Raw genomic sequence first — 25960 nt, 5'->3', positions numbered from 1 at the left:
AATATAAATGGAATTTAATTTCACTTTTGAGACAGCGCCGGCGACACCGGCCCGACAGGCGGACGACGACGCCAGAAAGACCTCAGCGTGCGCAAGCGAGCCACCAGGGACGAGACGGAGCTTGAAGTCGAAGGCGCGCAGCTTTCGTCGTCGCTGGTGCGCGGGCTCGGCATCCTGCGCGCTTTCCGCCCGGGCGATGCCTCACTCGGCAATCAGGACATCATTGCCCGCACCGGCCTGCCCAAGGCCACGGTTTCCCGCATCACCTATACGCTAAGCGCGCTCGGCTATCTCCTCTACGACAAGGACCTTGGCCGCTACAGCCTGGGACCAGCCACCGTGGCGCTGGGTTATTCGGCACTGAGTTCCAGTGCGGTTGTCCACGTCGCCCGGCCGCTGATGCAGCCGCTGGCCGATTTGACGGGGGCGGCGGTGGCGCTCGGCACCCGCGACAGCCTCAACATGGTCTATCTCGCCAACTGCCGGTCGGAGAGCCTTGTCACGCTGCGCCTCAACCCGGGCTCCTATCTGCCGATCTGGAAGACATCGATGGGGCTGGCCTATGCGGCGGCACTTTCATCCGAGGAGCGTGCCAGCCTTGTGGGGGCTTTGCAGGAGGCCGAGCCGGACAGGGCGGCGATGATCGCGGCGGCGATCGACGATGCGATCGCCCAGTATGCCGACAAGGGCTATGTGACGTCGTTCGGCGCCTGGCACAGCTACATCCATGCAGTCGGCGTGCCGTTCCGTCCGAGTGACGGCTCGCCGCTGGTTGCCATCACCTGCGGCGGCATCGGCGAGATCATCACGGAAGAGCGCGCGCATGCCGAGATCGGACCGGCGCTGGTGGCGATGGTGAAGGCGCTGGGCAGAGAGCTCGAGGGACATGCCGGGTAACGGGATTGGCCCAGACGATCGGCCTCGCATGCCGGCTTGAACTTGCCTGATGGTGACCGCACAGTCGCCGTCGATGGTATGGCGGTCGCGCGTGGTTGGCGTCCATCGGGTTCAGGTGACGGGGGGAGAATCAAATGCCGATGAATTTTGCAGGACGGTTCAGCGGTCGAGCGGCGGTGATCACCGGCGGCGCATCGGGCATCGGTCTGGCAGTGGCTCAGAGGATTGTCGAAGAGGGCGGACGGGTTTCAGTCTGGGATCGCGATCCGGCTCAGATCGAACAGGCCAAGGCTACCCTTCCCGGCCTCCACGGTGTTGCCATCGACGTCGCCAATGCGGCCGGTGTGGAACGCGCCAAGCAGTCGGCGATCGAAGCGCTTGGTGGTGTCGACATCCTGGTCACCAGTGCGGCGATCACCGGACCCAACATGACGACCTGGAATTACTCGGTCGAAGATTGGCAGAAGGTCATCGACATCAACATCAATGGCGTCTTCTATTGCAACAAGGCGCTTGTCCCGCACATGCTCGAGCGCAACTATGGCCGCATCGTCAACATCGCTTCGATCGCCGGCAAGGAAGGCAATCCCAACGCTTCGGCCTACAGCACCTCGAAGGCCGCGGTGATCGGCCTGACCAAGTCGCTCGGTAAGGAGTTGGCCAAGACCAAGGTGACGGTCAATTGCGTCACACCGGCGGCCGTGCGCACCGCGATCTTCAGGCAGATGAGCCAGGAGCACATCGACTTCATGCTGTCCAAGATACCGATGGCGCGCTTCGGCGAGGTCGACGAGGTGGCGGCGCTGATCTGCTGGATCGCCTCGGAAGAGTGTTCGTTCACGACCGCCGCCGTGTTCGACGTTTCCGGCGGCCGCGCCACCTACTGAGGCAGGACGCATCTCAATTCCGCGTGACGACGCAACGAACTGGAGCGTAGGGGCGTATAGTCCAGACGTCGAATCGACGTTGACGCAACAAAGCTATGCGGGAAAGCTATGACGCGGCATGACAGTTCAGCATGCGTGATGACCTGCCGGCGCGGGGCAACTGGTTGGCGGTTGACGGACGCTGCAGCCATCCGGCGGGAGCTTGCTTCCTTTGCTTAGGGCCGAGCCTGGCGCGCTGTCCGACGACGAGCTTCTGGACCGCTATCAGCGCGCCGCCTTCGACTATTTCCTCGAGAACGTGAACCCCGAAAACGGATTGGTCGCCGACACCTCGCGGCCGAATTCGCCGGCCAGCATCGCTGTCGTCGGCTTCGCGCTGTCCAGCTATCCGGTCGGCGTCGAGCGCGGCTGGATGGCGCGCGATGCCGCCGCGAAGCTGACGCTGGCCGCGTTGCGTTTCTTCTCGGCCGGCTCGCAAGGCAATGGCGAGGAGGTCACCGGCCACAAGGGTTTCTACTACCATTTCCTCGACATGCGGACCGGCCTGCGCGTCTGGCGCTGCGAACTGTCGATGGTGGATACGGCATTGCTGATATCGGGCATGCTGGTGGCGGGCGCCTATTTCTCCGGTGATGATGACGAGGAAGCCGAAATCCGCCAACTGGCCGAGGCGCTCTACCGGCGCGTCGACTGGCGGTGGGCACAAGGCTCAAGCCCGACCTTGCGACAAGGCTGGAAGCCGAGGAGCGGCTTTCTCCACTATGGCTGGGAGGGCTACAACGAAGCCACGATCCTCTACGTCCTGTCGATGGCCTCGCCCGACAGCCCGACTTCGGACAACAGCTACGAGGGCTGGACGGCGACCTATCAGTGGGAGAACATTTACGGCTACGACGTGCTGTATGGCGGTCCGCTGTTCATGCACCAGTTCTCGCATGCCTGGATCGATTTCGCCGGCATCCGCGACGCCTTCATGCGCGAGAAGAACTCGGACTATTTCGAAAACAGCCGCCGCTCGACCTATCTGCATCGCGACTATGCACGCCACAACCCTTACGGCTATGGCGGCTACGACGAGAACCTTTGGGGTCTTTCGGCGGGCGACGGGCCAGGCGGTTTTCGCACCAGCGTGGAGCGACAGCGCCGGCGGTTTTCCGGCTATGCCGCGCGCGGCGCGCCGTTCGGTCCCGATGACGGGACGATCGCGCCTTGGTCCTATCCGGCATCACTGCCTTTCGCCCCGGAGATCTGCCTGGCGGCGTTGCGCCATCTCGGTGATCGCTACCCCGAGGTGATCGACAATTTCCGACTGCCGAGCGGTTTCAATCCGACATTGGCGAACCGACGTAAATTCGGGAGGCACGGCTGGGTGTCGGAAGGCCACTATGGGCTGGATCAAGGCATCGTGGTGATGATGATCGAGAACCATCGGTCAGGGTTGATCTGGAGACTGATGCGGTCAAATCAACACATCCGCAACGGCTTGCGCAAGGCCGGATTCAATGGCGGCTGGCTGTCTCAGCCGGCAAGCCCGGCGTCGGGTGGCGGCGATGTCGCGTGACCGGACCAGGGCTGCCGCCTTTCCTGTCGATCACAACGACATTGAGCTGATCAAGGGCGCCCATCCGCCGCACCGGAAGAACCCGCAGCCGGACGGTCCCTACAACCTCGTCGTCATCGGTGCCGGACCGGCTGGACTGACCGCCGCCTACGAAGCGGCCGGCCTCGGCGCAAAGGTCGCGCTCATCGAGCGCAACCTGATCGGCGGAACTTGCGTCAATGTCGGCTGCATCCCGTCGAAGTCGATCATCCGCACCGCAAGGCTTTATGCCGACATGCGCGACGCCGAGAATTTCGGCGGCGACATGCCGGACCGTCTTCACGTCAACTTTCAGCGCGCCATGACGCGGATGCGGCAGATCCGGCAGCGGATCAGCCGCGCCGATTCGGCAGCGAGTCTGGTTTCCGAAGGCATCGACCTTTATTTCGGCGAAGCGCGGTTTTCCGGACGGGACGCTGTCACGGTCGCCGGACAAACCTTGCGTTTCAGGAAGGCGCTGGTCGCGACGGGGGCGCGGGCGAGCCTGCCGACGATTCCAGGCCTTGCCGAAACCGGCTATCTCAGCAACGAAACCATGTTCGATCTCACGGAGTGTCCGAAGCGGCTTCTGGTCATCGGCGGCGGCCCGCTCGGTTGCGAGGCGGCGCAGGCCTTCTGCCTGCTGGGCGCGAAGGTCATCCAGGCGCAGCGCGAACCGATGTTCCTGCCCGGTGAGGAACGCGATGCCGCCCAGATCCTTTCGGACGCGCTGGCGCGCGAAGGTGTCGAAGTTCGCCTCAACACCGAGGTGGTGGCGGTGCGGACGGAAGGCGGCAAGAAGCTCGCCGACCTGGTGTGCGACGACGTCACGACGACGATTTCCGTCGACGAGATCATCACCGGCATCGGCCGATCGCCCAATGTCGACGGCCTCGACCTGGAAAACGCCGGGGTGGCATATGATGCCGACGGTATCAAGGTGGACGATTATCTCCGCACCACAAATCCGCGCATCTATGCGGCGGGCGATGTCTGCCTCGCCTACAAATTCACCCACACCGCCGAGGCGACAGCCCGCATGGTCGTGCGCAATGCCCTGTTTCTCGGACGCCGGAAACTGAGCGAACTGGTCATTCCGTGGTGCACCTATACCGATCCGGAGATCGCCCATGTCGGCCTCTATCCGGCGGAGGCGCGCCAGAACGGCATCCCGGTCAAGACCTATACAGTGCTGATGCACGATGTCGCCCGTGCGGTGATGGACGGCGAGGAGGAGGGTTTTGTCAAAATCCACGTCAGGGAGGGGTCCGACCGCATCCTGGGCGCCACGGTCGTCGCCAGCCATGCCGGCGAGATGATCAATGCGGTGTCGCTGGCGATCAAATCGGACATGGGAATGCGGGCGCTGGCCGACGTCATCCATCCATTCCCGACGCAGGCGCAAGGCATCAAGATGGCCGGTGACGCCTATCGGCGGACAAGGCTCACCTCATCATGGAAGCATCTGGCGGGCCGCTGGTTGGCGTGGTCCAGGCGATGGTGACATTCGGCAGGGCGCGCAACTGGTGCATCTGACATTCAGCGACGATGCGGCGCTTGACGAAAGCGGCGTTCGGCTGAACAAGTCGAAGCCGATTGTTGTGGTTTTGGGGCCGTCGCGCATGTCGTCTGGAATGAAGCCTCCGGCGCAAAGCCCAGAGCGTCCGCTTTGAAACCCGCGGACGCACAACCGCTCGACGCTGTCTCCGCGGCGAAAGCCGGGCGACGTGTGCTGGTTGTGTCCCACGATCCGGCCTTTCCGCCGATCTCCGGCGCGGATTTGCGGAACTACCGCAATGCTGAGTCTGCTGCGCAATTCGGCCCGGTCTGCCTGGTGTCTGTGCTGCCGCAGGCGACGGAAACAACCGATCCGTCGATCCGCACCGAAGCCTTGTCGATCAAGGGAGAGGCCCGCTCCGCCTCGATCGGGTGGTGGCGCATAAGGGCGGAGCGTCGCATCTCGCGCGTCGCCTTGACGCGGCTGGAGGCACTGGTTCGGGACTTCCGCCCCGATACGGTGCTGATCGAGGGCATCGGCCTGTTCAAGCTGCTGCGGCCTTTGCGGGCACTGACGAAACATCTCATCCTCGACATGCACAACGTCGAGTCCGACTTGGCGGGGCAGTTGCGGCACGTCGATGTGAAGCGGCCTGCGGTGGCGACGATCACGCCAAGCCTTGGCATCAGGCGTCTCGAGAGAAAAGCGATTGCCCTTGTCGACCGGGTCTGGGTCTGCTCGAGCCAGGATCGAGAGCGGTTGATGGCGCTTTCCCAGCATAAGTTGCCGATCGACGTCGTTCCAAACGGAATTCCGCACGCCGGGCACAGCCCCGAAACGCTGCCCGCCGAGCCCGGATCCGGCGAAAGCTTTCCGGTGATCCTGTTCGTCGGCCATCTCGGCTATCCGCCAAACGTCGACGCCGTCCAGAGATTAGCCGGCCCCATACTTACGCGCATCCGACTGGCCTTGCCGACCGCGACATTGATTCTCGCTGGGCGCAACCCGACAACGGCCGTGCAAGCGCTGGCAGGATTGCGGGGCGTGGAGCTTGTCGAAGACCCCGAAGACATGGCGCCGCTTCTTTCGAGAGCGCATCTCACCATCATCCCGCTTGCGGCAGGCGGCGGCACCCGCATCAAGATTTTGGAGGCGATGGCGTGGGGCGTGCCGGTGATCGCCACGCCTCTGGCGGCCGAGGGCCTGGATCTGGTCGACGGGGAGGAGCTGCTGCTGTCGGATACCGATGAAGGGCTTGCCGGAATGGCTGTCGGACTCTGCCTGGATGCCGACCGCAGGGCACGGCAGCGCATCCGCGCGCATCAAGCGGTTTGGGCAAGGTTCGGCCCAGAAGCCATCCGCAATGCTGTCCGCGGCGGCCTGGGGCTGGACGAGGCTGGCACATGATCCGTCCCTCCACCAGATATGGAGGAGCCACATCGTTCCACATCGCTTGCAGGAGCCCCGCTTCGCACGTCGTCCAGCCGGAATTTCGTGGTCTGCCCTATCAGGATGCGTGCTGAAGCTCTTGCCGAATGGGGCCGAGATAGGTTTGCGGATGCAAGCGTCCCCAAACACGGCCCCGGTCGGTCAGATGCGCGACCTGCTCTATCCAGCGTCTCGGCGCATCGGGGTCCCTCACCTCATGCCAGTCGTCGACGATAATGACAGGCAGGCCCTGGTAGAGCGGGTCGAGCGGCGAGGTCCTGGTGACGACGATGCAGCCGAGATAAAACAGCTCCCATGTCCTATGGCAGTCCAGGCCATTGCCTTCGGTGGACAGCACGAGCGGGTATTGCGAGTATAGTTGCCAGATCGAGCGCTGCGAGACCCGTTTCGTCAGGAAATCGACGTGCGGGCATCCGCCCAGGGCATCAAGCAGTTCCCGGCGCTGCCTCGAGCCATTGCTGATGCTGAAATCAGAGAACAGCCTGGGCGGGCGGCGGTCCACATGATCCTGCCGGGCGCGTATGATTTCCAGTTGCTTCACAAGCCCTGCCGGCGTGGCAAGAGACCGAGGCGTGTGAAGATCGAGCCCGATCGGGAAAGGCTTCACTCTGGGGTGAGTGCCGTCACAATTCTGGCTGTACCAGGAGACCAGGAAAGGGTTGGCGAGAAGTTGGTCGACGGTGTCCTTCGCCAGATCCGACGGCACCGAAGCATCTCCGTCGGTCGTCAGCAGCGTGAACGGTGCCGTGATCGTCGGCAGCACGATCCTGACGAACGTGTCGAGGTCGCAGGTTTGCGCATCCCTGGACAAGGTGCTCAGGCGCAGCCAGACAATGCCATGCGCGCCGCTGTAATGTTGGCGGAAAAATGCCTCGCTCTGCGTCGATGCAGTTGGCGCATTGCGATACCAGCGCGGCCCGGCGAAATCGCAGAAATGCCCGATGCCCTGCGACCACAGCACGGGCGGAACGTCAAGAAACCTTAGCGCCCTGGAATAGACGGCTCTTTTGACAGCCCTTCGAAACCTGCCCATCGGCAACTCCTAGCGCGGATCCCAATAGCGTTGCAACGTCCTACCTGGCATATTCGCCTTGAGCCGAACCCGGGCCAAAAATTTCGAGCCGTCTGGCGGGGTCGCAACTGGCTGACGATCTCGCCGGCTGCAGTGCCGCGACCAACTCCCGGCACGGCCGGAGGCACGCGGCGGTCTACAGACTTGATCGCGGCAAAGGTCGAAGTGCTTGCGGTTCAGCGCAAGACCGCACGTCTCAATCGTGCAATTCCCGCGATATCGGCGGACCGAGGGAGAAATCGGAGAACGTTACCTCAAAGCCCTCGCGTTGCGGCGAACAGCACATCATGCCGATATCGACCGTCTTCGAGGTCGGGAAATAGGCAAGCCGCACAGGCTTCCAGTGGCCGTCGGAAGCATCGAGGTACTGGACGCGGATCGCCTCGGCGTGACGGGTCAACCGGATCCTGACGCCGTTCGGATCGGCATGAATGGCGACCAGCGACCAGTCTGACGTGTCGTTGGTGACGACAACGGAGAAATAGGCAAGGCCGTCGGTGTACTCGATACCGGCCTTGATCCAGTGCGTTTCGCTGAGCCGGACCATCAGCCCGGCCTGATCATAGAGGACCTCGTAGTCGCCTTTGACCGTGACTTCGGCGCTGAAATCGCCTTCGACCGGCCGGTGCAGGAAGTGGCCGTTGTCGCGCCAGAAACCGTAGAAGGTCTCGCGCCAGAAATCGGTCTCCTTACCGGTGCGCACACGAACGCTGTCGCCGTCGATAGAATGGTGCGGCGGCGGGTTAAGCCAGGTCAGATCTTGCACTGTCATCCTTTCGCGCCGCTCCAATCCAGATGTGTATCGCGGTGTTGCCGGCATGGTCGGCAGTGACCGATCAGTCAGGCTGGTCGGTCGACGGCCGATCAGCCTGCGAACGTATAGGCCGTCTTCACCGTGGTGTAGAACTCCGCCGCATAGTGGCCCTGCTCGCGCGGCCCATAGCTCGAACCCTTGCGGCCGCCGAAGGGAACATGGAAATCGACACCCGCCGTCGGCAGGTTGACCATCACCATTCCGGCCTCCGAATTGCGCTTGAAGTGCGTGGCATGCTTGAGGCTCGAGGTGCAGATGCCGGAGGTCAAGCCGAAGGGCGTGTCGTTGGCGACGGAAAGCGCCTCGTCATAGTCCTTGACGCGAATGACGCTGGCGACAGGTCCGAAAATCTCGTCGCGCGAACTGCGCATCGCATTGGTGGCCTCGGTCAGCAATGCCGGCTGCAGATAGAAGCCTGGCGTCTTGCGGTCGAGCCGCTCGCCGCCGAAGGCGAGCGTGGCACCTTCCCTGACGCCGATGGCGATATAGTCCTCGTCCTGCTTCAGCTGCGTCGCGTCGACGACAGGACCGATCTGGGTCTGCGCGTCGAGCGCATCGCCGATGACCAGTTTGCTCATGCGATCCTTGAGGGCATCGACGAAACGGTCATGGATGGCCTCGGTCACGATCAGCCTGGACGACGCGGTGCAGCGCTGGCCGGTCGAGAAGAAGGCGCCATTGAGCGCGCAATCGACGGCGATCGCAAGATCGGCATCGTCGAGCACGACCAGTGGGTTCTTGCCGCCCATTTCAAGCTGGAACTTGCGCATGTGTTCGATGCTTGCCGCGGCAACGCGCTTGCCGGTACCGACCGAGCCGGTGAAGCTGATGGCGTTGACGTCGGGACTGTCGAGCATCGCCTGACCGACCACCGAACCCTTGCCCATGACGAGATTGAGCACGCCCTTTGGCAGGCCGGCGCGATGCAGGATGTCGACAATGGTCCAGGCGCTCTCGGGAACCAGCTCCGCCGGCTTGAAGACGACGGTGTTGCCGTGTGTCAGCGCCGGAGCGATCTTCCAGGCCGGAATGGCGATCGGAAAATTCCACGGCGTGATGATGCCGACCACGCCGACCGCCTCGCGCGTCATCTCGACGCCGACGCCCGGCCGCACGCTCGGCACGACCTCTCCGGTCAAACGCAACGTTTCGCCGGCAAAGAAATCGAAAATCTGGGCGGCGCGAATGGTCTCGCCTATGCCTTCGGCCAGCGTCTTGCCTTCCTCACGCGCGAGGTTGCGGCCAATCTCGTCCTTGCGCGCCAAAATCTCGTCGGAGGCCTTTTTCAGCACCGCGTGACGCGCCAGCGGACCGGAGCGGGACCAAGCCGGGAACGCTGCCTTGGCCGCGGCGATCGCCTGCTTGGCCTGTTCGACACCCGCCGAGGCATAATCGCCGACGATGTCACCGGTATCCGAGGGGTTGATGTTGCGCGAACCGGCGTCGCCGACCCACTCGCCATCGATGAGGTTCTTTCGAAACAGCGTCATATCGTATGTTCCTGCTTGTTGGCCGCGCGGGCATCTGTCTGAACTGGTATTTGCCAGACAATTGCCTCGCGGGAAAGCAAACAGTGAACCAGCAGCCGCGACAAAAATCCCCGCTTGCGCCGCGCGGATGGCGGGCGACGACAATGCCCCATCGAGCCTCGATGCAGCCAACAGCCACGATGCATCGTTCGGCTTGGGCCCGATTTGGTCTGTACACAAATGTCCATAGCCTTGATTTGCCTGAGGCAGCGTGTCATGCGTCGTGTCGATGGCAGCTCTCGAAACGACGATTCAGCGCGCCGGCGCCACCGGCAATATCAAGGCCACTCGCGAAGACTGGCTGAAGCTTGCGCTTGAAACGTTGATCTCTGACGGTGTCGAACGCGTCCGCGTGCTGACGCTTGGACAGAAGCTCGATGTGTCGCGTTCCAGCTTCTACTGGTATTTCAAGAGCCGACAGGATCTGCTCGATCAATTGCTGGATTACTGGCGGCAGACCAACACCAGGTTCATCGTCGAACGGGCCAGGCGGCCTTCCGCGACCGTGATCCGCGGGGTGATGAGCATTTTCGAATGCTGGGTGGACGAAAAACTGTTCGATCCGCAGCTGGATTTCGCGATCAGGGCCTGGGCCCGCCGCTCGCCCGCCATCAGGCGCGCGCTCGACGAGGCCGACGAGGAGCGCGTCAACGCCATCCGCGACATGTTCATGCGCCACGGCTATGAGGAAGAAGACGCGTTCGTGCGAGCCCGTGTGCTGTATTTCATGCAGATCGGCTATTACTCGCTTGAGCTCAACGAGCCGATGAGCAGCCGCCTGCCTCACGTCGCCGGTTATCTGCGCAGCTTCACCGGCCAGGAGCCTCCGGCGGAGGATGTCGAAGACTTCTCGCGCTATGTCGAGAAAACGCTTTCGCGCAACCGATAGTACGGCCCGTTCGGCCCCCGCGGCTGGCGACTTCGCGGGCGCGCATCGGCCCAAATAGCAAGCACGTTTGCTGCCGATAGCAGCGGAGGCGCCCCTCTGCCGCATCGGCGCAAAGCGACATCATGGACCGTTCATTCCGTCCTCCGCCAAGCTCTGGACACATATGTACAATACCGATAGGGTACGCCACACTGACTGGGTGGAGTGCGACAGGATGAAATCCCAATACAGGGCGATCGTCATCGGCGGCGGCGTGGTTGGAGCCTCGGTGCTCTATCACCTGGCGAAGTTCGGCTGGAGCGACGTCGCGCTTATCGAACGCGAGGTACTGACAGCGGGATCGAGCTGGCATGCGGCCGGCGGATTCCATGCGCTGAACGCCGATCCCAACATCGCCGCCCTGCAGGCCTATACGATCGACCTGCTCTCCGAGGTCGAGAAGGAATCGGGCCAGAGCATCGGCATGCACATGACCGGCGGCATCTCGGTCGCCTCGGCGCCCGAGCGCTGGGAATGGCTCAAGGCCTCCTACCGCATCTTCCAGACCATGGGCATCGACGATGTCCACCTGGTCGGTGTCGATGAGATCAAGCAGCGCTGCCCGATCCTCAACACCGACGGCATGCTGGGAGGCCTCTTTGCCGCGCGCGAGGGCCATATCGATCCCTCAGGCGTCGTGCACGCCTATGCCAAGGCAGCCAGGCTGCGCGGCGCCGACATCATCGAGCACAACCGGGTGCTGGAACTGAACCGCCGCGCCGATGGCGGTTGGGACGTGGTCACCGAGAAGGGCACGGTGATTGCCGAGCACGTCGTCAATGCCGGCGGACTGTGGGCCAAGCAGGTCGGCAGGATGGCCGGCATCGACCTGCCGGTATCGCCGATGGAACACCATTATCTCGTCACCGAGGCATTGCCCGAAATCCAGGCGCTGGACATGGAATTGCCGCTGATCGTCGATCTCGAAGGCTTCACCTACATGCGCCAGGAGCAGAAAGGCCTTCTGCTTGGGATCTATGAGGTCAACCACAAACACTGGAACATGGACGGGGCGCCCTGGGACTACGGCATCGAACTGATCCAGGAAAATACCGACCGCATCGCCGACGAGCTGGCGCTCGGCTTCAGCCGTTATCCCTGCCTGGAGACAGCCGGCATCAAGCGCTGGGTAAACGGCGCCTTCACCTTCTCACCGGACGGCAATCCGCTGGTCGGCCCGGTGCGCGGCGTGCCCAATTACTGGGTGGCGTGCGGCGTCATGGCCGGTTTCCTGCAAGGCGGCGGCGTCGGCAAGTCGCTGGCCGAATGGATGATCCATGGCGAGCCGGAAGCCGACGTCTACGGCATGGACATCGCCCGCTATGGCGACTTCGCCTCCAACCGCGAATACATCAGGCAGACCACCGGGCAGTTCTATTCGCGCCGCTTCGTCATGAGCTATCCCAACGAACAGCTGCCGGCGGGACGGCCCTTGAAGACAGCCGGCGCGCATGACGCGATGGATGCCGCCGGCGCGCGCTGGGGCAATTCATGGGGCATGGAAGTGCCGCTCTATTTCGCGCCGCAAGGCTTCGTCGAGACACCGACGCTGAAGCGCTCCAACGCCTTCGACATTGTCGCACAGGAATGCCGCAAAGTGCGCGAAGGTGTCGGCCTGCTCGATATATCAGCTTTCTCGCGCTACGAGATCACCGGTCCGCGGGCCGAGGCTTGGCTGGACCGGCTGCTTGCCTGTGCGCTGCCCAGGCCGGGACGCGCCAAGCTCGCGCCGATGCTGGGCGAAAACGGCAAACTCAAGGGCGACCTCACCGTCTTCAACTGGGGCGATGGCTCCTGGTGGATCATGGGATCCTACTATCTGCGCCAGTGGCATATGCGCTGGTTCGAGCAGCATATGAGCGAAGGCGTCACCGTCCGCGACATTTCGGACGCCATTGTTGGTTTCTCGCTCGCCGGACCGAATGCGCGAATGCTGCTCGAGCGGCTGACACACCAGGATGTCTCGCACGAGGCTTTCGGCTTCCTCGCCTGCAAGACATTGGATGTCGGCCTGGTGCGGGCCAAGGTCGGTCGGCTGTCGGTCATCGGCGAGCTCGGCTACGAGATCCATTGCCAGGCCAATGAGCACGCGGGCCTGCGCCGTGCGCTGCTTGCCGCAGGCAGCGATCTGGGCGTCACCGAATACGGCTTCGGCGCGGTCAATTCGCTGCGCCTCGAAAAGAGCTTTGGCATCTGGTCGCGCGAGTTCACGCAGGACTATACGCCTGATGAGACCGGGATGGACCGCTGGATCGCCTTCGACAAGGGCGATTTCATCGGGCGGGAGGCGGCCCTGAAAGAGCAGAAGGCTTCATCGAGGCGCACGCTGGTGACGCTCGAAATCGACGCGGCGGATGCCGATGCCAGTGGCTACGAGCCGGTCTGGAACAGAGGCAGGCTTGCCGGCTTCGTCACCTCCGGCGGCTATGGCCATACGGTCGGCAAGAGCCTCGCCATGGCGCTGGTCGAGCGCGAGGCGGCCGAGATCGATACGCAGTTGACAACCCACATCGTCGGCGTCGAAAGAGGTGCGCGCGTCATCGCTTCGTCGCCATACGATCCACTGGGCAAGGCGATGCGGGCATGACCGATCGAACCGGCGGCATCCGTGCAAAAGACCATGCAATGATCCACGTTCCCTTCAGAAAATCAGATCTGTCCGGCACGCCATGACCAGACGCTATTCCGCATTGTCGCTGTTCAAGGAGGGCCTGGCCGGCCAGACCGGCTGGAAGCCGGCCTGGCGCTCGCCCGAGCCGAAGCCAGCCTACGACGCGATCGTCATCGGCGGCGGCGGCCATGGGCTGGCGACGGCCTATTACCTGGCAAAGAACCACAACATCACCAGGGTCGCTGTGCTGGAAAAGGGCTGGATCGGCGGCGGCAACACCGGCCGCAACACCACCGTGGTGCGCTCCAACTACTATTACCCGGAAAGCGTTGAGCTCTACGGGCTGGCGCACCGCCTTTACGAAGGGCTGGGCAAGGACCTGAACTACAATGTCATGCTGTCGCAGCGCGGCATGGTCAATCTGTGCCACTCGACCGCGGAGATGGAGATCGGCGCGCGCACCGTCAACGCCATGCAGATCAACGGCATCGATGCCGAATTGTTTTCTCCCGAGGATGTGCGCCGGGTGGCGCCGATCTACAATTTTTCGCCGGACGCGCGCTTCCCGGTGTTCGGCGGCATCTGGCAAGGCAGGGCCGGCACGGCGCGCCATGACGCCGTCGCCTGGGGCTACGCGCGGGCGGCGAGCCGGCTCGGCGTCGATATCATCCAGAACTGCGAGATCACTGATTTCATCATCGAAGGCGGCCGCTGTCGCGGCGTCCAGACTTCGCGTGGCGCGATCCGTGCCGACCGCATCGGCATGGCGGTAGCCGGGCATTCTTCGGTGCTGGCGGCAAAGGCCGGCTTCCGGCTGCCGATCAATTCCTATGCGCTGCAAGCCTGCGTGTCCGAGCCGGTCAAGCCGATCCTCGACACGGTGGTGCTGTCGCCCGGCTGCGGCGTCTATGTCAGCCAGTCGGACAAGGGCGAGATCGTCATCGGCGGCGGCCTTGACCGCATCCCTTCCTATGCGCAGCGCGGCAATCTGCCGACGCTGGAGGAGGTGATTGCCGGTCTTTTGGAAATGTTCCCGATCTTCGGCCAGCTCAAGCTGATGCGGCAATGGGCCGGGATCGTCGATGTCGTGCCGGACTCCTCGCCGATCATAGGCGAATCACCGCTGCCCGGCCTGTTCCTCAATTGCGGCTGGGGCACGGGCGGCTTCAAGGCCATTCCCGCCGGCGGCACGCTGCTTGCGAACCTGCTGGCGACCGGCAAGCACAACGACATCAGCCGCCCCTTCGACCTCGATCGCTTCGCCAGCGGGCGGCTGATCGACGAAGCGGCCGGCTCCGGCATCGCGCATTAGAGGCAATCATGCAGTTGTTCCCTTGCCCATTTTGCGGCCCGCGTGACGAGACCGAATTCCACTATGGCGGCGATGCCGGCAACATCAGGCCTGACGGTGCCGACGTGCCGATCGATCGCTGGGCTGAGTACCTCTATCTGCGCGGCAATCCGAAAGGCACGGCGCGCGAGATCTGGGCCCACATGATTTGCGGCGAGTTCTTCGCCATGGAGCGGGACACCATCACCCACAAGGTGCTGTCTTCGGCCGCTCTCGACGGGGAGCATGCCGCGTGACCGCCTCGCGTCTTGCCACCGGCGGCAGCGCCATCGACCGCTCGCGCCCGATCCGCTTCAGCTTCGACGGCGCCACCGTGCATGGCTTTGCCGGCGACACCATCGCCTCGGCGCTGCTGGCCGGCGACGTCGCGGTCGTCGGCCGCAGCTTCAAATATCACCGGCCGCGCGGCATCTGGGGTGCCGGCGTCGAGGAGCCGAACGCGCTGGTCGATCTCGGCGGCAGCGTGCCGGCGAAGCCCAACACGCGCGCCACGACCGAGCCGGCGCGCGACGGGCTGATGGCGAAAAGCGTCAACGCCACGCCCAGCGCGCTGGCCGACCGCAACGCCTTTCTCGACCGTTTCGCGCGCTTCATACCGGCGGCGTTCTACTACAAGACTTTCATGTGGCCGGACTGGCACAGGTTCGAGCCGCGCATCCGCGCCATGGCGGGATTGGGCACAGTCGACGCCGACTGGATCTCGCCGGGCACGGCGGACCAGATCAACCATCATTCCGATGTGCTGGTTGTAGGCGCGGGACCCGCAGGGCTGGCGGCGGCAAGGCTGGCGTCTGGTGCTGGCCTGACCGTCACACTGGTCGACGACCAGCATAGCCCCGGCGGATCGCTCAGCCATCGTGCCGCGGAGATCGACGGCAAGCCGGCGGCCGTATGGGTCAAGGAGACGATTGCCGAGCTTGCCGCTGGCGGTCACCTCATCCTGCCTTCGACCACCGCCTTCGGCATTTACGACCACAATCTGGTCGGGCTGAACCAGCGTCATCTCGACGGCCGGCCGGATACGCTGTGGCGGGTCAGGCCGCGCCAGATCGTGCTGGCGGCCGGCGCCATCGAGCGGCCGCTGCCCTTCGCCAACAACGACCTGCCGGGCATCCTATCGGCGGATGCGGCGCTCGCCTATCTCCGGTGCCACGCTGTGCTGGTCGGCCGCCGCATCGTCGTCGCCACCAACAATGACAGCGCCTATGAGGTGGCGGGGGCGCTTGCCGAGGCCGGCGCCGAAGTCAGGCTTGTCGACATCCGGCGCGACGGCACGCCTGCCGCGCCGGCCAATGTCCGGCTGGCCAAAGGGCGTTCTCTCATATCCGCCAGCGGCAGGCTGCGCGTCGACGGCGTAACGCTCGACGACGGCACGAGGTTCGATGCCGATTGCATCCTGATCTCGGGCGGCTGGACGCCGACCCTCCATCTCTTCGGCCAAGCCAAGGGCAAGCTCGCCTGGAGCGAGGCGCGCGCGGCCTTTCTGCCGGGCGATCCGGTCGATAACATCGCGGTGGCAGGTGCGGCTGCCGGCGCGGTTTCCTTGTCGGAGGTGTTTGCTGGCGCCAGCACCGCCGTTGCATCGCTCGGCCAGACGAAGGCTCCCCTACCGCGGAGCACCGGGCCGGAGGCAACGGACGGCATAGTCGCGGCATGGCCAATGCCGGGCTCGAAGGGACGCATCTGGATCGACTATCAAAACGACGTGACGGTGAAGGACGTCGAGTTGGCAGCGCGCGAAAACTTCGTCTCGGTCGAACATCTGAAGCGCTACACCACGCTCGGCATGGCGACCGACCAGGGCAAGACCTCCAACCTGCCCGGCCTGGCGCTGATGGCCGGCATCACCGGCCGCACCGTGCCGGAGGTCGGCACCACCACCTATCGTCCGCCATTCACCCCGGTGCCGCTGGCAAGCTTTGCCGGCGCGCGCGTCGGCGAATTGATGGCGCCGGTGCGCCGGCTGCCGCTCGAAAATGTCCACCGCGCCAATGGCGCCGTCTTTCAGGAATATGGCGGCTGGCTGCGCCCGGCCCACTATGGCGGCTACGCAGATGCGGAGCGTTCGATCGCGGACGAGGCACGGCGCGCCCGTCAATCCGTGGCGCTGTTCGATGGTTCGACGCTCGGCAAGATCGAGGTGATCGGGCCGCAGGCGGCCGCATTCGTGGATTTTCTGTACTACAACACCATGTCGACGCTGAAGCCCGGCCGCTGCCGCTACGGCTTCATGCTGTCGGAGAACGGCGTGGTCTTCGACGACGGCGTTCTGGTGCGGTTGGACGAGCATCGCTTCGTCGTCTCGTGCTCGTCCTCGCATGTCGCTGCCGTGCACGCCCGGCTGGAGGAATGGCGTCAGGACCGTTTTGGGCGCGACGCCGTCTACATCCACAACGCCACATCAGACATGGCGACGCTGACCGTCTCGGGGCCAAACTCCCGAAAACTGCTCGAAACGCTTGGCCTCGGCCTCTCGCTCGACGATGCCGACCTGCCGCATATGGCGATCGCTCATGGCACCTATGCCGGCGACGATGTCCGTATTGCCCGCGTCAGCTTCACTGGCGACAGGAGCTACGAAATCTCCATCCGGGCCGATCGCGCCGAGCCGTTATGGGCGCATCTGCGCGAGGCCGGCCAGGCGCTCGAGGCCGTCGTCATCGGCCTCGAGGCGCTGATGATCCTGCGGACAGAGAAAGGCTTTATCGTCATCGGCAGGGACACTGACGGCACCACGTTGCCGCATGATCTCGGCGTCGACGGTCCGCGCGCCAAGCGCCAGACCGAGTTCGTCGGCCGCCGCTCGCTGTTCACAGAGGAGGCCTCGCGTGACAACCGCATGCAGCTTGTCGGATTGGCGGTGCCGCAAGGCGAAGCGCCGCTACCGACCGGCGCGCACGGCATCAAACGGAGCGACGGCAGATTGCGCAGCCAGGGCTTTGTCACCTCGAGCTACCAGAGCCCGACGCTCGGCCGCCCGGTTGCGCTTGGGCTGATCGAGCGCGGCGCGACGCGGCACGGCGAGACGATCGACATCCAGCATCTCGGCAAGATCAGCAAGGCGACGATTACCGCCCCTTGCGCCTTCGACCCGGCAGGAGAGCGGCTGCATGCGTGATCTCGCGGAAAAATGGTCCGTTGCACCGGACTGGCAGGGCGCGGTCATCGCCACGCCGGGCCTTGCGGTCAGCGCGATCTGCGGCCTCAACCAGCTTCTGGTCAGTGGCGACCTCGACGCGTGGGCAAGGGCTTCCGGTGTCGACGGAACTGGCGTGGGTGCTTTTGGTACCGCACAGGGCGACCGCTATGCGGCGCGGCTGGCGCGCGACCGGTTGCTCGTCGTGTCGAAGAGCCCGCTCCCCATCCCCACGGGCTGGCATGCAGACGGGTTCGCGGCGACGGCGATCAGCGCCGGGTTGCAAATATTCGAGGCCGAGGGCACGGCGCTCGATGCTTTCATCGCGCGTGGAACGACGCTCGATCCCAGCCAGCCAAGTGCCAGTGCAGCGCTTTCCTTCGCCGGCATCAGCGCCGTCGTCTATTGCCATGACGGCAAGCTGCGCATCCATGTCGATCGCGGTCTTGCCGCCTATCTCTGGACATGGATGGAAATTGCCATCGGCAACATCGCCGCCGGATCAGCCGATTAGCCGGCGGCAGTGCGATCCGGTCAGAGCGTGAACGACCAGAACAGGCAGGCCAGCGTCGCGGCGGCAAAGACCACGAAGAACAGGCTGCGCAGCAGCACGTTGCGGCGCAGCTCGTTCATGACGAAGTGACAACCTACGATCGCCGCCGCAAACAGGAACCGCCAGTTCAGCAATGCCCACACGGCGCTGCCCTGCCCGAACGCCCATCTGGCGACAAGACAGCCGACGATGGTCGCAAACAGTGCAATCACGGTCCAGAAGAGGGCATCGGCGGCATGGGTCAGGACGATGCCGGCCGCCCTGATCGGCAGGATCATCATCAGCATTGCGCTGAAGAAATAGACAGCGGCAATCGGGATGAACACGCCGGCGTCGGCGATGCCGTCAAGGCGCCTGACGCCGATGGCACCATAGGGATAGCCGTGCCTGGCGACAGCCAGGCTCAACGCCATGAGCAAGGCGGTCAGCACGGCGACCAATGCGAAGGATGTGAGGGCTTTGCTCATGACGTTCCTGTCCCAGACGAATCAGACAGGAACGTTTTTAGCGGGCAGTCGTAAATTGCGTAAGCGAGATCAATCATTACGCGAATTTCGGTTGCGGCGTAATCCGCCGACGGCGTCTATTCGGCGGCGATCCTGCCTGCCGAGCGGTTGGCCAGCACGAAGCCGACCTCGTCGACCGCCTGCGCGGCACGCTTAAGGATCGCCTCGGAGTGTAGCACGCCGTCGGTGAAATCCTTGTCGGTGGCGTAGACGGCGGTGGGCAGCGCAAAGGCCTCAAAGAAGCCGAACAGCGGCCGCAGCTGATGTTCGACAATCAAGGCGTGGCGCTCGCCACCGCCGGTCGCCGTCAACACGATGGGCTTCCCCCGCAGCGCTGCCGGATCGATCAGGTCGAAGAAGTGCTTGAACAGGCCGGTATAGCTGCCTTTGTAGGTCGGCGAGCCGACGACGAGCACGTCGGCAGCGAGGACTTCGTCCAGGATCGCCCGGGCCTGGCTATCGAGGTCGCGGGCCCATCTTGCCGTGCCGAGCGACGGGCCGAGATCCTCGATATCATAAGTGGTCGCCGACAGACTGTGGCTGGCGGCGATGTCCCTGGTGACCAGATCGACGAAGGCGCGCGTCTTTGACGGCCGGGTGATGTTGCCGGAAAAGCCGACGACTGTTGGATTTGACATGGCAGTGAACCTCTTGGGGTATAGTGGCCGAAAAATTTTGCTGTGGCGAGCCTCTCGCCCGCCGGTGAGAAATCAGCTCCAGGCGTGCAGCGGCGGGTTTTCGCCGTTGAGGAAATATTTGCCGAGGATCGAATATTTCCAGCGCACCGGATCGTGCAGCGTGTGCGTGCGCGCGTTGCGCCAATGCCGGTCGAGATTGTGTTCGGCCAGCGTTGAGCGGGTCCCCGCAAGTTCGAACAGCTTGTTGGTGGCGGCAATGGCGATCTCGGTCGACAGGATTTTTGCCTCGGCGGTGACGATCTGGGCGTGCGCCACCGTGTCGGCGGTCGGCTCGATCACCGCCCGGTCGATTGCCAGGCCGGCCTTTTCCAGCAGCGCCTGCGCCGCGTGCAGGCGCAGCGTCAGGTCGCCGATGGCCTGGATGGTGTAGGGATCGTCCCAGGCATTGTCGACGCCACTGTCGATCCAGGCTCGGCTCTTGGTCCTGACGAATTGACCGTCTCGTCGATCGCTGCCTGGGCGATGCCGGTGTCGACCGCCACTTGGATGATCTGGAAGATGGCGCCGTCGGCGGTTGGCCTGTCAAAACCCTTGTAGCCTGGCACCAGATGCGTCTTCGGCACCTTGACGTTGTCGATGATGACGGTGCCGGACAGCGTCGTGCGCTGGCCGAAGCTCGACCAATCGTCGATGACGGTCAGGCCGGGCGCGCCGCGGTCGGCGATCGCATACCAGGCACGGCCTTGGTCATCGAGCGCGACGATCGGCACGAGATGAGCGAGCAGCGCGCCGGACGAATAGAATTTGCGGCCATTGACGACGACATGGTCGCCGGCATCGGTGAAGCGGGTTTCGAAATCGGCGGCGCGTTTGGAGCCGAACTCGGAAAAGGCGTTGCCGAACCGCGTGCCTTTCAACGCTTCGGCAAACAGCAGCTTCTGCTGGTCCGCGTCGGACACGGTGCGGATGGCGGCGACCACGCCGAGATGGTTCTGGGCAATCTGGCCGATCGAGGAATCGGCCGCCGAGATGATCTCGATCACCTTCGCCAGCGTCGCATAGGACAATTCCGGCCCGCCGAATGCCTTGGGCACGTTGATCGACCACAGGCCGCTTTGCGAAAAGGCATCGAGTTCGGCAACCGGCCAGATCCGCTCGCGGTCGCGCCTTGAGGAGTCCTTGACGAATTCGGCGGCGAGCGCGTGGGCGATAGCAATCGCCTCGGCGGCGTCCTTGATGATGTGCGCCGGCGCGGTCGGTCTTGCGACTGCCGGCACGGCGGCGGAAGCCTGGTCGGTCTTGACGGTCGAAACGGTCATTTCACTGCTCCTTGGGATTTCATTTCAGGCAACGGCATGGAGATGGGCTGGTTTGACGGCGGGCGAAGGCTGTTGCCCGGCGGTCGATTGACCGAGGTAGAAGGCCCTGATGTCCTCGCGCTGGCGAAGCTCGGCGGCCGCACCAGTGAGAACGGAGACGCCGTTTTCGAGCACAGTGGCGTGGTCGGCATAACGGAGCGCCACCGCCGAATTCTGCTCGGCGACCAGGATCGACAGGCCGGTCTCGCGGTTCAGCTTTCTGAGCGTCTGGAAGATGTCCTGGACGATGAGCGGCGCGAGACCCATCGACGGTTCGTCGAGGACCAGCAGGCGCGGCCGCGACATCAGCGCCCGGCCGATGGCGGTCATCTGCTGTTCGCCGCCAGAAGTCAGGCCGGACGATGTCCGGCGCTTTTCCCTGAGCCTCGGGAAATAGCCGTAGATCCGCTCGAGATCTTCGTTGATCTCGGCGCGGCGGCCACTGCGGCCAATGCCGCCGGCAACCAGATTTTCCTCGACGGTGAGGCTCTTGAAGCAATGCCGGCCTTCCAGCACCTGGACCAGGCCGGCGCGCACGAGATCGCCCGGCTTGCGGCGCGAGACATCCGAGCCTTCATAGCGGATGGTGCCTGCATTGACCTGGCCACGCTCGGCCGGCAGCAAATTGGAGACGGCCTTGAGCGTCGTGGTCTTGCCGGCGCCATTGGCGCCAAGCAATGCCAGGATCTGGCCGCGCCGAAGTTCGAAGCTGACGCCGTGCAGCGCCGTGATGGCGTGGTTGTAGGTGGCATGAACCGTATCCACGGCAAGAATGACGTCATCGTCCGGCATGGGGCTCTCATTTTGTGGTTCGATGAACCGAACAGGCCGGGCGCTGCGGAACCCTATCCGCTGCGCCCGGCTCTGCCCTGATCAGTTGGTGGTCACTGCGTTGGCATCATCCGCGGTGCGCAGCTTGATGCCCTTCTCGGCGGCGTAGGCCTCGGCGGACTTCTCGATGATTGGCCGCAGCAGCGCCCAGTCCGGCGCGATCCAGTCGGAGACGACGTTCCACTTCTTGCCGCCCCACTGCTGGAAGGTCACGTAGCCCTCGCCTTCGTGATTGTCCCAGCTGACATTGATCGAGTGGAACAGGTCCTTGGCGCCAAGCGCCTCGACTTTGGCCGGATCAAGCTTGAGGTGCTCGAAGCCCCAGCGGACCTCGTCGCCGGTCAGCGTGCGGTGGCCGAACTTCTCCTGCGCGACGCGGATCGCCTCGACATTGAGGATGCCGTTGACGATGCCGAGATTGTGGTAGACCGAGCCGATACGCGCCTTGTCTTCGAGGTTACCCTTGCCGGCGCCGTAGACCGTCTTCACGATCTCCTGAACCACCGGGTAGGAGTTGCCGGAAGCCTGGGTGGTGATGGCGGTGTAACCCTTGGCGGCGTCGCCGGCCGGGATGACATCCTCTTCCGAGTTCGACCAGACATTGCCGACGATGTGATCGACGGGAAAGCCGACCTTGACCGCCGTTTTCAACGCCACCGGGTTCATCACGCCCCACCCGCGCAGGACGACGAAGTCCGGCTTGGCGCGGCGGATCGTCAGCCACTGCGACTGCTGCTCGTTACCGGGATGCGGCACCTCGATCTGCTGCACGGTGAAGCCGTATTTCTGCGCCAGCAATTCATAGATCGGGATGGTTTCCTTGCCGTAAGGCGAGCCGTGATAGAGCACGACGATCTTCTTGCCCTTCAGTCTGTCGATGCCGCCTTCCTTGGAGGCGATGTAGTTCACGATGCCTGATGTCTCGCTGTAAGGATTGAGCAGCAGCGGGAAGACGTAGGGGAAAACGCGTCCATCTGTGGAATCGGTGCGGCCGTGGTTGACGGTGATCAGCGGCACCTTGTCGGCGGTGATGCGGTCGATCATGGCGTAGGCGATGCCGACCGAGAGCGGGTTCCAGGCGGCGGCACCGGCATGGCTCTTCTGCCGCTCGTAGCATTCGACGCCGCGCTCGACCTCGTACTGGGTCTCGCATTCGTCCCAGGTCAGCTTGACGCCGTTGACGCCGCCGTCGCGGATGTTGATGAGGTTGAGATAATCGATGAAGCCGCCGAAGAAGCCGGTGCCGCCGGCCGCATACGGCCCGACACGATAGCTCTGCAGCGGGAAATACTGTTCGTCGGCGTGCGCGGCGGGCAAGGCCACCGACACGATCATCGCCGCGGACAGCGCCGCCGCCTTGATTGTGTTCAGGAAATTCATGGTTGAGGTACTCCCGGTATGGGCCGTCTTGGGTTCGGCCTCTGGTTCATTTTCGATGCGTCAGCTCAAGTCGACTGCCAGGCGGACAGGAGCCGTCTTCGGACCCTGTCCCACAGCGCCACCAGCCCGTCGGGTTCAAGGATCAGAAACAGGATGATGAGCGCGCCCAGCACGATGCGCTGGCTCATGTCGAGCACGCCCGAATCGAAAAGATCGCCAAGCAGGAAGCCGCCGAGGCGCGAAAGAGCGAGCGGGAAGACCACGATGAGGGCGGCGCCGAAAAATGCGCCGCGGATCGAAGCCAGGCCACCGATGATGATGATGAACAGTATCTGGAACGACCGGTCGAGGTCGAAGCCATCCGGCTCGACGGTCCGCAGATACGCGAAGGCCCAGATGACGCCGGCGACGCCGATGATGAAGGACGAGATGGCGAAGGCCAGCAGCTTGGTCTTCAGCACCGGGATGCCGATGATGCGGGCAGCGGTTTCATTGTCGCGGATGGCGATGAAGTTGCGCCCGGTCTGCGACGAGACCAGCCGATGGGCGAGGAAGGTCAGCACGGTGACGATGGTTAGCGCGAAGAGATAGCGGCCGATGGCGCCGTCGAGCGCGAAGCCTGAAATCGACAATCTCGGCGCGTCGATGACGCCGGAAGCCGAGTTGTTGGAGAACCAGCTGAACTTGGTCAGCGCCCATTGCACGAAGAACTGCGCGGCGAGCGTCGAAACCGCGAGGTAGAAGCCTTTGAGCCGCAGGCTAGGCAGGCCGAAGACGATGCCGATCGCGGCGGCGACGATGCCGGCCAGGAAAATGCTGCCGATCAGCGGCAGGCCTTCGACGCGCAGGTTGAAATTATAGGCGGCGAAGGCGCCCGCCGCCATGAAGGCAGCACTACCCAGCGAAACCTGGCCGGCATAGCCGGTCAGGATGTTCAAGCCCACGCCGGCGAGGCTGAGCGCCAGGAACGGCAGCAGGATGGCCTCGAACAGATAGCTCGAGCCGATCAGCGGCACGACGCCATAGGCGAAGGCGAGCAGCAACACGGGCACGACCCATTTCGGCAGCACCGGCGCGGACGAGAAATCGCTTGTTATGGCGGTCATGGCTCAGATCCTCTCGACGAGCTTCTGGCCGAACAGGCCGGAAGGACGGATCAGCAGGAAGACCAGCGCGACGACATAGGCGAACCAGCTCTCTATGCCGCCGCCGAAATAGTCGCCGATATAGACCTCGGCGAGCTTCTCGCTGGCGCCGATCAGCAACCCGCCGACGATGGCACCGAGGATGGAATCGAAGCCGCCGAGCACCAGCACCGGCAGCGCCTTGAGCACCACCAGCGACAGCGAGAACTGCACACCGAGGCGCGCACCCCAGAGCAGTCCCGCCACCAGTGCGACAAGACCGGCAGCAGCCCAGACGGTGGCCCAGATCAGCGGCAGCCTGAGACCGACCGCGAGGGCCGCGAACTGATCGTCGGCGACGGCGCGAAAGGAGAGGCCGATGCGGGTGTAGCGGAAAAACAGCGACAGCAAGAGGACCATGCCGGCGGCAACCACTGCGGCAAAAATGTCGAACTGGCTGATCAGCACGCCGCCGATTTCCAGCGGCACGTCCTCGATGCCGAGATCGAGGCCGTGGACCTGCGTGCCCCAGATCAGCTGGGCGGCGCCCTCGATGATGTAGGACAGGCCGAGCGTCGCCATGAACAGTGTGATCGGCGGCTTGTTGGTCAGCGGCCGCAGCACCGTGCGCTCGATGGCGACACCCATGGCGACCATGATGGCGAAAGTGATCACCAGCGCCAGCGCGAACGGGATGCCGCGCTCGATAAGGCTGACGAAGGTGAGTGCCGCGAACAACAGCATCGCGCCTTGCGCGAAATTGAGCACGCCCGAGGTCTTGTAGATCAGCACGAAGCCGATCGCGACCAGCGAGTACATGACGCCGGAGAGCAGGCCGCCGACGAGCACTTCGATGAAGAACTGGTAGTCGAAATCGGCGATCATATGCCTGCCCCGTCCTCATTGTCCGAGGCGACGCCGAGGTAGGCATCGATGACGCGCTGGTCGTTCCTGACCTCGTCTGGCGTGGCGTCGGCGATCTTGCGGCCGTAGTCGAGAACGGCAATGCGGTCGGACAGGCCCATGACGACGCCGACATCGTGCTCGATCAACACCACGGTGGTGGCGAAACGATCGCGCGCGGCACGGACGAAAGCCGCCATCTCGCTCTTTTCGCTCGCGGTCATGCCGGCCATCGGCTCGTCGAGCAAAAGCAGGCGCGGCTGGGCGACCAGTGCGCGGGCCAGTTCGACACGCTTCTGCAGTCCGTAAGGCAAGGTGCCGACAAGACGGTCGCGAATGGCGGTGAGGTCGAGAAATTCGAGGATCTGTTCCGCGCGGCTGCGTGTTTCGCGCTGCTCGCCGCGCGAGCGGCCGATGCCGAGCACCTGGCCGGCAAAGTTGGAGCGAACCTTGTAGGCGAGGCCGGAAGCGACATTGTCGAGGACGCTGAGACCCTTGAACAGTGCAAGGTTCTGGAAGGTTCTGGCGACACCGAGGTGAGCCAACTGCTGCGTCGGCACCTGGGCATAGAAGGTGCCGTCGAGCCGGACGTGGCCGCGATCCGGCCGATAGACGCCGCTGATGACGTTGATCAGCGAGCTTTTGCCGGCGCCGTTCGGGCCGATGATGGCGCGAATTTCGCCTGGGTGAACCGACAGGTCGATATCGGCCAGTGCCACGACGCCGCCGAACGACAGGCCGATGCCCTGGAGCGAAAGCAGCGGAGCGGCGACACCAGCAACGGAGCCGATCGGCTCGCCGTCGTCTTCGGACTGCTGCTGCAGACGCGGGCTTGACGGCAGGCCGCGCGCAAAGACTTCCGGCGCATAGACCGAAGCGTCCATCACTCCGAGCGTATAACTGGGCAACGGCATTC

21 protein-coding genes and 1 pseudogene are annotated in these 25960 nt (G+C 63.9%); 11 read left to right on the top strand and 11 right to left on the bottom strand.

Annotated features, from left to right (window positions below):
* Nucleotides 1–87 precede the first annotated feature (87 nt).
* The 5 genes from NKJ11_RS22035 to NKJ11_RS22015 all read left to right on the top strand — a co-directional run bounded on the left by NKJ11_RS22035 (nucleotide 88) and on the right by NKJ11_RS22015 (nucleotide 6268).
* Nucleotides 88–897: an IclR family transcriptional regulator gene (locus tag NKJ11_RS22035; RefSeq protein ID WP_352439771.1), complete on the top strand. Its 810-nt coding sequence runs from the start codon at nucleotides 88–90 to the stop codon at nucleotides 895–897.
* 134 nt (nucleotides 898–1031) lie between these two features.
* The gene (locus NKJ11_RS22030) at nucleotides 1032–1784 is read left to right on the top strand and encodes an SDR family NAD(P)-dependent oxidoreductase (RefSeq protein WP_352612464.1); all 753 of its coding nucleotides are present in this window, start codon (nucleotides 1032–1034) and stop codon (nucleotides 1782–1784) included.
* A 211-nt stretch (nucleotides 1785–1995) separates the two neighbouring features.
* Entirely contained in the window at nucleotides 1996–3345 is a 1350-nt protein-coding gene (locus tag NKJ11_RS22025) for a glucoamylase family protein (protein ID WP_128302893.1), read from the top strand.
* Nucleotides 3335–4867: a mercuric reductase gene (locus tag NKJ11_RS22020; protein ID WP_352794269.1), complete on the top strand. Its 1533-nt coding sequence runs from the start codon at nucleotides 3335–3337 to the stop codon at nucleotides 4865–4867. The genes NKJ11_RS22025 and NKJ11_RS22020 overlap by 11 nt, the downstream gene beginning before the upstream one ends.
* Before the next feature lie 225 nt (nucleotides 4868–5092).
* A complete protein-coding gene (locus tag NKJ11_RS22015) occupies nucleotides 5093–6268 on the top strand; it encodes a glycosyltransferase family 4 protein (RefSeq protein ID WP_502905814.1) in 1176 nt (391 codons plus the stop codon).
* A 100-nt stretch (nucleotides 6269–6368) separates the two neighbouring features.
* On the opposite strand, the gene NKJ11_RS22010 is transcribed toward NKJ11_RS22015, so the two are convergent.
* The 3 genes from NKJ11_RS22010 to NKJ11_RS22000 form a co-directional block, all read right to left on the bottom strand.
* On the bottom strand, nucleotides 6369–7343 hold the full coding sequence (locus NKJ11_RS22010; protein ID WP_352794267.1) for a hypothetical protein: 975 nt from the start codon (nucleotides 7341–7343) through the stop codon (nucleotides 6369–6371).
* A gap of 235 nt (nucleotides 7344–7578) precedes the next feature.
* Entirely contained in the window at nucleotides 7579–8154 is a 576-nt protein-coding gene (locus NKJ11_RS22005; protein ID WP_352794266.1) for a DUF1349 domain-containing protein, read from the bottom strand.
* Between the two features lie 92 nt (nucleotides 8155–8246).
* Nucleotides 8247–9686, bottom strand: coding sequence for an aldehyde dehydrogenase family protein (locus NKJ11_RS22000; RefSeq protein ID WP_352794265.1), 1440 nt, complete (start codon nucleotides 9684–9686; stop codon nucleotides 8247–8249).
* A gap of 268 nt (nucleotides 9687–9954) precedes the next feature.
* Here NKJ11_RS22000 and NKJ11_RS21995 point away from each other — a divergent pair, with 268 nt between their 5' ends.
* The 6 genes from NKJ11_RS21995 to NKJ11_RS21970 all read left to right on the top strand — a co-directional run bounded on the left by NKJ11_RS21995 (nucleotide 9955) and on the right by NKJ11_RS21970 (nucleotide 18265).
* Nucleotides 9955–10614, top strand: a complete 660-nt coding sequence (locus NKJ11_RS21995) for a TetR/AcrR family transcriptional regulator (RefSeq protein WP_164779967.1) — start codon at nucleotides 9955–9957, stop codon at nucleotides 10612–10614.
* 214 nt (nucleotides 10615–10828) lie between these two features.
* Nucleotides 10829–13240 carry a GcvT family protein gene (locus tag NKJ11_RS21990; RefSeq protein WP_352439776.1) on the top strand — a complete coding sequence of 804 codons (2412 nt, stop codon included), beginning with the start codon at nucleotides 10829–10831 and terminating at the stop codon, nucleotides 13238–13240.
* An 82-nt stretch (nucleotides 13241–13322) separates the two neighbouring features.
* A complete protein-coding gene (locus NKJ11_RS21985) occupies nucleotides 13323–14576 on the top strand; it encodes a sarcosine oxidase subunit beta (protein WP_352794264.1) in 1254 nt (417 codons plus the stop codon).
* Nucleotides 14577–14584: 8 nt separating this feature from the next.
* Nucleotides 14585–14851, top strand: a complete 267-nt coding sequence (locus NKJ11_RS21980) for a sarcosine oxidase subunit delta (protein ID WP_128302831.1) — start codon at nucleotides 14585–14587, stop codon at nucleotides 14849–14851.
* Complete coding sequence (locus tag NKJ11_RS21975) at nucleotides 14848–17733, top strand: sarcosine oxidase subunit alpha family protein (protein ID WP_352794263.1); 2886 nt, start codon at nucleotides 14848–14850, stop codon at nucleotides 17731–17733. Before NKJ11_RS21980 ends, NKJ11_RS21975 begins: the two co-directional genes overlap by 4 nt.
* The gene (locus tag NKJ11_RS21970) at nucleotides 17726–18265 is read left to right on the top strand and encodes a hypothetical protein (protein WP_352551202.1); all 540 of its coding nucleotides are present in this window, start codon (nucleotides 17726–17728) and stop codon (nucleotides 18263–18265) included. The genes NKJ11_RS21975 and NKJ11_RS21970 overlap by 8 nt, the downstream gene beginning before the upstream one ends.
* Nucleotides 18266–18285: 20 nt before the next feature.
* On the opposite strand, the gene NKJ11_RS21965 is transcribed toward NKJ11_RS21970, so the two are convergent.
* The 8 genes and pseudogenes from NKJ11_RS21965 to NKJ11_RS21930 all read right to left on the bottom strand — a co-directional run bounded on the left by NKJ11_RS21965 (nucleotide 18286) and on the right by NKJ11_RS21930 (nucleotide 25958).
* Nucleotides 18286–18771: a hypothetical protein gene (locus tag NKJ11_RS21965; RefSeq protein ID WP_023811545.1), complete on the bottom strand. Its 486-nt coding sequence runs from the start codon at nucleotides 18769–18771 to the stop codon at nucleotides 18286–18288.
* Between the two features lie 116 nt (nucleotides 18772–18887).
* The gene (gene msuE, locus NKJ11_RS21960; protein ID WP_023811544.1) at nucleotides 18888–19448 is read right to left on the bottom strand and encodes an FMN reductase; all 561 of its coding nucleotides are present in this window, start codon (nucleotides 19446–19448) and stop codon (nucleotides 18888–18890) included.
* A 72-nt stretch (nucleotides 19449–19520) separates the two neighbouring features.
* Nucleotides 19521–20767 (bottom strand): annotated as a pseudogene (locus tag NKJ11_RS21955) (SfnB family sulfur acquisition oxidoreductase).
* Between the two features lie 24 nt (nucleotides 20768–20791).
* Entirely contained in the window at nucleotides 20792–21598 is an 807-nt protein-coding gene (locus NKJ11_RS21950) for an ABC transporter ATP-binding protein (RefSeq protein ID WP_352611573.1), read from the bottom strand.
* 81 nt (nucleotides 21599–21679) lie between these two features.
* A complete protein-coding gene (locus NKJ11_RS21945) occupies nucleotides 21680–23017 on the bottom strand; it encodes an ABC transporter substrate-binding protein (protein WP_352794262.1) in 1338 nt (445 codons plus the stop codon).
* 65 nt (nucleotides 23018–23082) lie between these two features.
* Entirely contained in the window at nucleotides 23083–24123 is a 1041-nt protein-coding gene (locus NKJ11_RS21940) for a branched-chain amino acid ABC transporter permease (RefSeq protein ID WP_352439782.1), read from the bottom strand.
* Between the two features lie 3 nt (nucleotides 24124–24126).
* Nucleotides 24127–25026: a branched-chain amino acid ABC transporter permease gene (locus NKJ11_RS21935; protein ID WP_352439783.1), complete on the bottom strand. Its 900-nt coding sequence runs from the start codon at nucleotides 25024–25026 to the stop codon at nucleotides 24127–24129.
* Nucleotides 25023–25958: an ABC transporter ATP-binding protein gene (locus NKJ11_RS21930; protein ID WP_023811539.1), complete on the bottom strand. Its 936-nt coding sequence runs from the start codon at nucleotides 25956–25958 to the stop codon at nucleotides 25023–25025. The genes NKJ11_RS21935 and NKJ11_RS21930 overlap by 4 nt, the downstream gene beginning before the upstream one ends.
* Between the last annotated feature and the right edge of the window lie 2 nt (nucleotides 25959–25960).

Origin of the sequence: Mesorhizobium sp. M0243 (assembly GCF_040321775.1) — a bacterium.
GTDB lineage: Bacteria > Pseudomonadota > Alphaproteobacteria > Rhizobiales > Rhizobiaceae > Mesorhizobium.
Note: the sequence above shows the minus strand (reverse complement) of the source record. Positions and strands in the feature narration are given on the sequence as shown.

Bases quoted from the DNA above. Each gene is read 5' to 3' on its own strand.
- NKJ11_RS22030 (WP_352612464.1), top strand. From the start codon at position 1,032: ATGCCGATGAATTTTGCAGGACGGTTCAGCGGTCGAGCGGCGGTGATC.
- NKJ11_RS22020 (WP_352794269.1), top strand. From the start codon at position 3,335: ATGTCGCGTGACCGGACCAGGGCTGCCGCCTTTCCTGTCGATCACAAC.
- NKJ11_RS22010 (WP_352794267.1), bottom strand. From the start codon at position 7,343: ATGGGCAGGTTTCGAAGGGCTGTCAAAAGAGCCGTCTATTCCAGGGCG.
- NKJ11_RS22005 (WP_352794266.1), bottom strand. From the start codon at position 8,154: ATGACAGTGCAAGATCTGACCTGGCTTAACCCGCCGCCGCACCATTCT.
- NKJ11_RS22000 (WP_352794265.1), bottom strand. From the start codon at position 9,686: ATGACGCTGTTTCGAAAGAACCTCATCGATGGCGAGTGGGTCGGCGAC.
- NKJ11_RS21995 (WP_164779967.1), top strand. From the start codon at position 9,955: ATGGCAGCTCTCGAAACGACGATTCAGCGCGCCGGCGCCACCGGCAAT.
- NKJ11_RS21990 (WP_352439776.1), top strand. From the start codon at position 10,829: ATGAAATCCCAATACAGGGCGATCGTCATCGGCGGCGGCGTGGTTGGA.
- NKJ11_RS21985 (WP_352794264.1), top strand. From the start codon at position 13,323: ATGACCAGACGCTATTCCGCATTGTCGCTGTTCAAGGAGGGCCTGGCC.
- NKJ11_RS21980 (WP_128302831.1), top strand. From the start codon at position 14,585: ATGCAGTTGTTCCCTTGCCCATTTTGCGGCCCGCGTGACGAGACCGAA.
- NKJ11_RS21970 (WP_352551202.1), top strand. From the start codon at position 17,726: ATGCGTGATCTCGCGGAAAAATGGTCCGTTGCACCGGACTGGCAGGGC.
- NKJ11_RS21965 (WP_023811545.1), bottom strand. From the start codon at position 18,771: ATGAGCAAAGCCCTCACATCCTTCGCATTGGTCGCCGTGCTGACCGCC.
- msuE (WP_023811544.1), bottom strand. From the start codon at position 19,448: ATGTCAAATCCAACAGTCGTCGGCTTTTCCGGCAACATCACCCGGCCG.
- NKJ11_RS21950 (WP_352611573.1), bottom strand. From the start codon at position 21,598: ATGCCGGACGATGACGTCATTCTTGCCGTGGATACGGTTCATGCCACC.
- NKJ11_RS21945 (WP_352794262.1), bottom strand. From the start codon at position 23,017: ATGAATTTCCTGAACACAATCAAGGCGGCGGCGCTGTCCGCGGCGATG.
- NKJ11_RS21940 (WP_352439782.1), bottom strand. From the start codon at position 24,123: ATGACCGCCATAACAAGCGATTTCTCGTCCGCGCCGGTGCTGCCGAAA.
- NKJ11_RS21935 (WP_352439783.1), bottom strand. From the start codon at position 25,026: ATGATCGCCGATTTCGACTACCAGTTCTTCATCGAAGTGCTCGTCGGC.
- NKJ11_RS21930 (WP_023811539.1), bottom strand. From the start codon at position 25,958: ATGCCGTTGCCCAGTTATACGCTCGGAGTGATGGACGCTTCGGTCTAT.